Here is an 8343-nt window from a genome sequence, read left to right on the forward strand (position 1 = left end):
GGGACTGGCGAAGGCCGGCAACGCCCGCGTACGCCGCGGCCTGATCCAACTTGCCTGGCGCTCTCTGCGGTTCCAGAAGGATAGCGTACTGGCCCTATGGTATCGGGCGCGAACGGAAGGCCCGACCGCCGCACGCAAAACGAAGACTATCGTGGCGCTCGCCCGTAAGTTGCTCATCGCCTTGTGGCGTCTGAGCACGATCGGCGAGATACCGGACGGGATCATGCTTCGGCAACCTGCGGCGTGAATAGAGCGAAAAACGAACGACCCAGCAAACCCGGGGTAGGCACTGTCGTGAAGGTCCACATTCCAATCGGCAAATATAGATTGGGCTCATAGACGGCCTGGCGCTTACCTTCATGCGCAATTGCCCGCGTATCAGCTTGCGCGCTCTGGCGCGCGCGACGGCAGGAAGATCGGGGTGATGTTGTCCGGTATGCTCATCCTGAGATTGTCGCGCGCTTCTCATCCAGATCGTCGCGCTACAGGGATGTTCATTTTGACAGAAGTGAGATGCGTGCGAGTCCGGGAGGGATTGTTCAGATGAGCGCGATAGCCCCCGTGTTGGCGATGGCCGTGCGCACACGGTCGCTGTCTTGGGCTGTATCGACATTTCCGGAACTGGCGCTGAGGAGGCAAGTTGGACCGAGACAGGACGGTATCCCCTGCGAATCGGTTTGTTGGGGAAAGCTCGTTCGTCGCCTGTGACTTGGTGACAGGCTCGGGCTGCCGGCTTTTTGAACTCGCGGTAAAGGCGTTGTAGAGAGCCGGTCGCGGAGGCAAACGGCGGCTGGCAATCAACCCATCACCAAACTCATGCGATCACGGCGCTGGCCGGGGTGTCGTGGCGACGCTCGGCGGCAGTGTCGGGTAAGTCACCTGCGGCTGGTCTCCGGTCAGTGCCCGCAAGAAGGCGATGATATTTAAGACTTCCTCAGGGCCCAGTTGGATGCCAAGCTGGGTCTTGCCCATCACCGCCACGGCCTGCTCCAGGTCCCACGCACGGCCGCTGTGGAAATATGGGGCGGTGAGTGCGACGTTTCTCAAGGTCGGGACCTTGAAGACATACTCGTCATCCACGTTACGTGTCACCTGGATGCGACCTTTATCGTCGGGCGGCAGGAAGTCCCAGCTGGGCTTCTCGACCACGCCAAAAGGAGCGTACGTGCCGCCGCCGACATTGATGCCGTTGTGGCAGGAGGAGCACCCCTTATCGATGAAAAGCCTGAGGCCTTTCTTCTCTTCAACGGTGAGCGCGCTTTCGTCACCCTCGAGATATCGATCGAACGGCGCATTGGGTGTGGTCAGCGTCGCCTCGAACACGGCAATCGCCTTCCCGATGTTGTGGTAGTCGAGAGGATCGATTTCATCTGGGAAGGCTTTGCGGAATGCCTCCACATAGCCCGGAATGCCCTTGAGCTGGTCGACGGCGTGCTCAGGGGTGCTTCCCATCTCGATCGGGTTGGCGATGGGCCCGCCGGCCTGCTCCGTCAGGTCGACCGCCCTACCGTCCCAAAACTGAGCGGTGTTGAATACTGAATTGAGCACAGTTGGCGCGTTGCGGCCGCCGCGCTGCCAATTAAAGCCAATTGAGGTGGGGCGGCCATCGGCGCCGGCGCGCCCGATTTGATGACAGGTGTTGCAGCTGATGTTGTGCGCCTCCGAAAGTCGCGGCTCGAAATACAGCATCTTGCCCAGTTCGACCTTCTCTGCAGTCGCCGGATTGCCCTCAAGGGCAGGCGGGTCCTTGGGAACGGGGCTAAACAGCGATTTCGCTTTGTCGAGCAGATTGTCCTGACCCATCGCCATGGAGGTGAGCAGACAAGATCCGAGTGCAGCAAACCGAAAGTTCCACCCAGTTGCCAAAGAAGCCTCTCCTTTTAAATCCGAGACTGCGCGCCAAATGAGCGGTTCCCGTTACCAGCGGGGCGCGTCCTCGGCAGCATCCGCAGCGTGGCGAGGGAGAGGAGCAAAAATCGAGCCAGAGGCGGGGAAGAACTCGGACAAGTGTTTCAAACGGGCTTTCGGCCCGAGCTGGGTGCAAACCGGCGGCGGCAGCGTCGAGGCCTGACAAACCCGACAATGGGTGTTGCCCGGCGCATGCAGACACCGGTCCACACGATCTATGTCCGCGGCTGCCACGACGGCCACGCGTGCTAGCATCAGATGAGGCTTACGATCGGGGCGCCGCCGCGGAAGAGCTACTCGGTGGCTGTCGCCCGCAACGCCGGCCACGGCAACCGGCCAGCCAGACAACAGAGTCGCGCGTCCCCCGACAATCCTCCTTGACTGCACCACACACGCTGAGTGGTTGATATTACGTGATAGACTACAAAGGAAGGGCGACCGCCTTAGCGTCCACGGCGCGCTCTCGAAAACGTACCCGGCGCCGCGCTCGGTGCGTATATACTGCAGGGTCGAGCGGTGTGCCAGCTTACGGCGAAGGCGCAGGATCAGCACGTCGATACTCGATTGCTCGAAGGGTATCGAGAACTGCATCGTCGCCTTTCGCGATTTTCTGCGGCGCTACCAGTCACGTGTAAACAAGACGTTGCTGCTGCAAATCAGCCCGAAGTCCCGGAAATTATACCGGCATACAGGCTGCGGTTGAACTGTCGACCAGGAAGGGGGCGCCTTCGCCGAATATGCCCAGCGGGCCGGAGCGCGGGCCAATAAAGCCGACGCGGATCCCGCCTCGCCCTGGGCAAAGGCCGAGCGCTCGCTGGCCGGCAGGGTCAGTGTTGCGGCAACGCCGCCGGCTGCGGCCCCCACCGCCTTGATGAAGCTGCGTCAGGTGATACCCCTGCTACTGATGGTCTTGTAGATGCTCATATGTTCCTCCCTGAATTTCGGCCTCCCAACCGAGCTGCGTCAGTCGAAACGTCAGGTGGCGTGCCGCCGGACGAAGGCGCCCGCCTCTTCGATCGAGGCCATGCCTTCCTCCAGCATGGGCGCGAAGAGCTGCCAGGAGTGGCACATGCCCTCCCAGACTTTGAGTTCGGCTTTGCCTCCGGCGGCATTGATGCGTGCGGCGATGGTGATGCTGTCGTCGCGCAGTAGCTCCACGAACCAACATGCACCTGCACCGGCGGCAGCCCCGAGACATCCCCGTAAAATGGCATGACCTTGGGCGAACGCCGATCGCCGGTGCCGACATAGACCTGGTTGAAGAAGTCCATCAGGTCGCGATTGAGCAACGGTGCGTCGGCCAGTGTGCGGTGGGACTCGCCTTCGCTCGCCAGATCCAGCGCTGGCGACATCAGCACCAGGCAGGCCGGCACCGGGGCGCCGCTGTCACGGGCCTCCACCGCAGCGGCCAGCGCCAGATTGCCGCCCGCCGAGTCCCCGCTCAGGACGACAGAGGCGGGCGCGTGGCCATGGTTGAGCGCCCAGAGATAGGCGGCATAGGCGTCTTCGTGCGCGGTTGGCGCGGGGTATTCTGGTGCCAGCCGATAGTCGACGCTGACCACCGTGGCGCCGCTCGCCTTGGCCCGATGCGTTGCGATCGTGCGATGCGAACGGGGCGAGCCGAACAGGAAACCGCCGCCGTGATAGTAGATAACCACCCGGGTCTCATCACCGCCCGGCAGGCAGATCAGTTCGGCCGAACAAGGGCCAACCGAGATGGTTTCGATCATGGCGCCTTCGGCAATCGGGGTCTGGGCGTTGATCGCCTCGAACCATTCCCGCAACTGCGGGGGCGGGGGGTTGGCAGGTGGCGGACGTTCGGCGCTTGGCTTGAGGATCAAATCGAGCTGTTCCTTGGACATGGTGGTCCTCCTCAGATGTAGGTTGATGCCAGCCCGCCATCGATCGGCAGGTTGACCCCGTTGATCCAGCGGGCGGCATCGGAGAGCAGGAAGGTCACCGGCGAGGCGATCTCGTCCCCAAAGGCGGGGCGCTTCATGCGCGGCGCATCGTTGGCCACGCGCTCGTCGCCCAGCATGGTGACGAAGTCGCCCAGGATCGGGGTAAAAACCGGGCCCGGCGCGACGCAGTTCATACGCAAGTCGAACCTGAGGAACCACTCCTGGGCCCGTGCAAAGGTCCAGACGATCAGCGCTTCCTTGAAATACTGGTAGCAGGTGTCCTGCGGGACCGGATTGGCCGCGAGCCAGGCTTCGCCTTCTGCAAAGCCGCCGACCGTCGACAGCGCCTTGTGCAGGGCTAGCCGCTGCTGCCACTCGCCGCCAAGGACCGAGGCAAAGTTGACGATCGATGCTCCGGGCTTCAGCCGGTCGATCGCCCCCTCCGTCAGGTGGCGCAGGCCAAGATAGTTGACCCTTCCGACTAGTCCCCGGGGGGCGGTGCCGGGAACGCCGGCCGCATTGACCAGCCCGTCGAATTTTTCCGGCAGCGCTGCGATCGCGGCGTCGATGCCGGCGGGATCACCCAGATCGGCCTTTACGAAACCGTCCAGGGTGATGAGTGGATCGTTGCGGTCGAGGCCGATGACGCGGGCGCCCAAGAAGCGGGCGAGCCGGGCAACTTCCCCGCCAATGCCTGACGAAGCACCCGTTATGATGATGGTCTTGCCTAAAAGATTCATGGCAGCATTCCTTTGCGTTGCGGATCAGAACGGGTAGGCGGTGGCCTGGTCCTTGACCGATATCCACATCCACTGCGTGAATTCCTCGATATCGGCCGGGCCGCCGATGCGGCTGCCATTGCCCGATTTGCTGCGTCCACCGAAGGGGGCGAAGGGGCCACCATTGACGGTCTGATCGTTGATATGAAGTTGGCCGACATTGAGCTGTTCGCCCAGCGCCATGGCCCGCCCGACGGCGGCCGAAATCACCCCGGCGGCAAGGCCATAGTCCGACATATTGGCGATCTCGATCGCTTCCGCGTCCGAGCGGAACCGTACGATGCAAGCGACCGGCCCGAAGATTTCCTCCTCGAAGGCGCGCATGCCGGGCGCGACGCCATCGAGTACGGTAGCGGCATAGAACCGCCCGTCATGGGTGCCGCCGGCGAGGAGCTTGGCACCCCTGGCGACTGCGTCGTCCACAATGGCCTGGATGGTCGCAACCTGACCATCGGAGATAATCGGGCCAAGGGCGACGCGACCCGAGGAAGGATCGCCCGCCGGCAGGTGGCTCGCCTTAGTCACGAGCTTGTCGGTCAGCTCTGCGGCAATCGATTCATGAGCGAGGATTAGCCCGGTCGCCATGCAGATTTGGCCCTGATGCAGGAAGGCGCCCCAAGCTGCGTTGGAGGCGGCGATGTCGAGATCGGCATCGTCGAGCACGATCAGCGCATTCTTGCCGCCCAGTTCGAGCTGCACCTTCTTGAGGTGCTTGCCACAGAGTTCGCCCACTTTGGAGCCGCCGCGCGCCGAGCCGGTAAAGGAGACCATGGCGATATTGGGATCGGTGCAGAGCGCCTCGCCGGCATCGGCCCCGCCGGGCACGATCTGCAGCACGCCATTGGGCAGGCCGGCTTCTTCGAAGACGCGCGCGATGATGATTCCGCCGCTGATGGCCGTGCGCGGATCGGGCTTGTGGACGACGGCATTGCCCAGAGCCAGGGCCGCGGCAATGGCCCGGACCGACAGCACCAGGGGGAAGTTGAATGGCGAGATGACGCCGACCACGCCATGCGGCACCCGCTTGGCATAGTTGGCGCGGTCGTCGAACCCAGACAGGATTAGACCCGTTGGCTGCGTCGCTAGGCCCGCCGCATGGCGGATGAACAATGCGCTATGTTCGATCTCGATGCTGGCCTTGGGCTGGATCGAGCCACTTTCGCGAATGATCCAGCCGATCAATTCCTCGCCATTGGCGACGAGCAGGTCGGCCGCCTTGTTGAGGATGGCTGCGCGCAGGGTGGGCAAGGTCTTGGCCCAGGCACGCTGGGGCTGACGCGCCTCAGCAGCGGCACGGGCGATATCGGCGGGACCACCAAGGCCGATGCAGGCCAGCAGCACATCGGTTGCCGGATCGCGAACATCCAGCACACCTGCGGAGGTCGAGTGCCAATCACCGAACAGGGCCTTGCCGGTCCACTTCTCGACAGCAATGAAATTGGGGCTCTGGATATTCATGACTTCGTCTTCCTCACGCCGTTAATGCGGCCATGTTCCTGGTGCCGGCCTGTGCCGGATTGCCGCGTCTGACGGAGAGGCATGGAAGGGGGCACGCCCGGTTGCTGGGCAACCTATGACGTCGGCGAACTAGCTTTTTTCGCGCGTCGCATTGGCCGTCACGAAGACCTGAAAGGTCAATGTGCTTCCACGCCCTCTTACTCAAACGGGCCTGCCAACTCAACTGCAAAGGCCGTGCCAGAAGCAGTCGATGCCGGCGCTGCGACGTGCTACTTCCGGGTCGAAGTCGAGTGGCGCCAAGCGGTTGGTCCCCAGGCCGGGAGTGCCATCGGCTCGCCAGAACCGAAGAGCCCTGCCGTGACCACCCGAACCGGTTCATTTCAGTAAATGCGCTAGACGCTTTCATCAAATCTGAATTGTTGAGAGCCGGGGGAGCGCTCGTGAACAAAGCAGACCGGTTGATTTCGCTGACCGAGGCATCGCGCCAGGCGCAAGGCATTCTCAGTCGTGGCGCCAGTGGCGAGCTTGGCACAGGCGCCGCTCGGACTTGACCGAGGTGGTGCATTTCGCCCTCGGCAATGGCCGGATCTGGCTCAGCGACCAGCGCGTGGTGCTGACGCGTGCTGGGCTGCATGCGTGTACGATACAGGCTTGGACGGTCGTCGACGGAAAGACGGCGCCGATCGCCTCGGGGTAGCCCTTGAGGCCGTCGACGACAGCGATCAGGATGTCGGCTACGCCACGGTTCTTCAACTCGTTCATGACGCGCAGCCAGAACTTGGCGCCTTCGGTCTGCTCGATCCAGATGCCGAGGATCTCCTTGGCGCCATCGGGCAGGATGCCGAGGGCGATGTAGATCGCCTTGTTGCGAACGAGGCTCGTCTTCTTCGACGCGGTCCGGGTCAAGATCTAGAGACGAAGGCATAGCAGATCTCCAGCGGCCGGTTTTGTCAGTCGGCCACTTCTCCAGGACCGCGTCGGTGACGGCCGAGATCAGATCCGGCGCGTCTGCGCTCGCATCGAGGCAACCGCGATGGGCCTCGACATCCGCTTCGTCGTCACCAATCTCGACAAAGGCTCCGCCGAGCACATCTATGACGCGATCTACTGCGCCCGCGGCCAGGCCGAAAACCTGATCAAGATGCACAAGAGCCAGCTCGCCTCCGACCGCACCTCCTGCCGCTCACCGATTGCCAACCAGGTCCGTCTTGTCCTGCACATCGCCGCAAACTGGTTGATGCTCACCTTGCGCGAGGCGGTGCCCACGGCCCATCATCTGCGCAACGCCGAGTTCGCTACGCTGCGGCTCAGGCTGCTCAAGCTCGGCGCTCGCGTCATCGAAACCGTCTCGCGCATCCGTCTGGCCTTCGCCGCCGCCTGTCCGAGGCAAGTCTGTTCCCGGCGCTCGCCAGCAATCTGCTACTGGCAGGACCATGACCGCCGGGCAGCAAAAAGACGCCGCACCGACACCTGTCCACCATTCAGCGGCAAACTAACCCAGAGGCGTCAGTAGAGTCGAGTAAGGGCGCGGTGGCTTGGGCCGTGTTGGCATCGCTCCGTTTCCCTTCCCCGCTCATCAAACCGGTCGAGCGGATTTCCCGCACCAAATGTGCTCGACCACATTTTATGCGGGAATTCTGCACGTACGGATCTGTGCGGGGGGCGCTCAGCAATGAGCGTCCCCACCGCGATCGCCTGCGGCGGCGCTTGCTGATGCTCCTACGGCCGCCCTATCAACCCGGTCTCAGGGCCACGAACTTTCTCCAGCACCGAACTGGCTTGGTCCCGATAGCGGGCATTTCGGTGCTTTCGCCTTGTACGCCCTTCTTTGTTGGGGCCGCTTCGCGGCACGGCTGCGCCGACATGGATGTGCCTGGCGGCACGTTTCTTGTGTGACTGGGGAGAGAGGCGCGCGGCCCTCTCTCCCAGCAAGCCGCCGCAGGCGGTTTCCCCCATCTTCCTCCGCTTCGCCCCGTGCAGACCGGGGAGACCCCTCCGCCCCCGGAACTTGCCCCCCCCGCTCCCCGCTGCTCGCCGCGTGGCAGGGGTCAGGTGGCCTGACCCGTAGGGGCAGGGACGCCTGAAACCAAATCAAAGGAGCAAGTCATGAATACCGCTGAAATCACCATTCCGCTCGGCAAGCTTGTGCCGAGGAAAGGCCAACGTCCGCGTCAATTCCGAGGCAGGCAGGGCGGAAGTATCCCGATGAGCCTGGAGACGAGCTGGAAAGATACGTCTCTATAAACCGGTATGATGAAGATTTAAGGATAAGCCTTGCCGATCTAATAACGGAGAGA

General features: G+C 62.9%; 5 protein-coding genes and 3 pseudogenes. 2 read left to right on the forward strand and 6 right to left on the reverse strand.

Translation table 11 applies throughout. The annotated features are described in order from the left end of the window. Positions 1–247: pseudogene (locus ACWGTO_RS32250) on the forward strand (IS110 family transposase); the annotation flags it as partial. Between the two features lie 575 nt (positions 248–822). Here ACWGTO_RS32250 and ACWGTO_RS32255 read toward each other — a convergent pair. The 6 genes and pseudogenes from ACWGTO_RS32255 to ACWGTO_RS32280 form a co-directional block, all read right to left on the reverse strand. Beyond that, positions 823–1809 carry a cytochrome-c peroxidase gene (locus tag ACWGTO_RS32255; protein WP_454578776.1) on the reverse strand — a complete coding sequence of 329 codons (987 nt, stop codon included), beginning with the start codon at positions 1807–1809 and terminating at the stop codon, positions 823–825. Positions 1810–1917: 108 nt separating this feature from the next. Then, positions 1918–2499: a helix-turn-helix domain-containing protein gene (locus tag ACWGTO_RS32260; RefSeq protein ID WP_454578777.1), complete on the reverse strand. Its 582-nt coding sequence runs from the start codon at positions 2497–2499 to the stop codon at positions 1918–1920. Between the two features lie 329 nt (positions 2500–2828). Continuing rightward, positions 2829–3770, reverse strand: coding sequence for an alpha/beta hydrolase (locus ACWGTO_RS32265; protein WP_454578778.1), 942 nt, complete (start codon positions 3768–3770; stop codon positions 2829–2831). Positions 3771–3781: 11 nt separating this feature from the next. Beyond that, the gene (locus tag ACWGTO_RS32270; RefSeq protein WP_454578779.1) at positions 3782–4549 is read right to left on the reverse strand and encodes a coniferyl-alcohol dehydrogenase; all 768 of its coding nucleotides are present in this window, start codon (positions 4547–4549) and stop codon (positions 3782–3784) included. A 24-nt stretch (positions 4550–4573) separates the two neighbouring features. After that, entirely contained in the window at positions 4574–6046 is a 1473-nt protein-coding gene (locus tag ACWGTO_RS32275; RefSeq protein ID WP_454578780.1) for a benzaldehyde dehydrogenase, read from the reverse strand. 636 nt (positions 6047–6682) lie between these two features. Then, positions 6683–7052, reverse strand: a pseudogene (locus tag ACWGTO_RS32280) (transposase); the annotation flags it as partial. Here ACWGTO_RS32280 and ACWGTO_RS32285 point away from each other — a divergent pair. Then, positions 7041–7483, forward strand: a pseudogene (locus ACWGTO_RS32285) (transposase); the annotation flags it as partial. The pseudogenes ACWGTO_RS32280 and ACWGTO_RS32285 sit on opposite strands and share 12 nt — an antisense overlap. Positions 7484–8343: the final 860 nt, after the last annotated feature.

The organism is Mesorhizobium sp. PL10, from assembly GCF_053714315.1.

What these genes read in the sequence shown, in the direction of transcription:
- ACWGTO_RS32275 (WP_454578780.1), bottom strand. Translation starts at nt 6,046, where the DNA reads ATGAATATCCAGAGCCCCAATTTCATTGCTGTCGAGAAGTGGACCGGC.
- ACWGTO_RS32260 (WP_454578777.1), bottom strand. Translation starts at nt 2,499, where the DNA reads ATGCAGTTCTCGATACCCTTCGAGCAATCGAGTATCGACGTGCTGATC.
- ACWGTO_RS32255 (WP_454578776.1), bottom strand. Translation starts at nt 1,809, where the DNA reads ATGGCGATGGGTCAGGACAATCTGCTCGACAAAGCGAAATCGCTGTTT.
- ACWGTO_RS32265 (WP_454578778.1), bottom strand. Translation starts at nt 3,770, where the DNA reads ATGTCCAAGGAACAGCTCGATTTGATCCTCAAGCCAAGCGCCGAACGT.
- ACWGTO_RS32270 (WP_454578779.1), bottom strand. Translation starts at nt 4,549, where the DNA reads ATGAATCTTTTAGGCAAGACCATCATCATAACGGGTGCTTCGTCAGGC.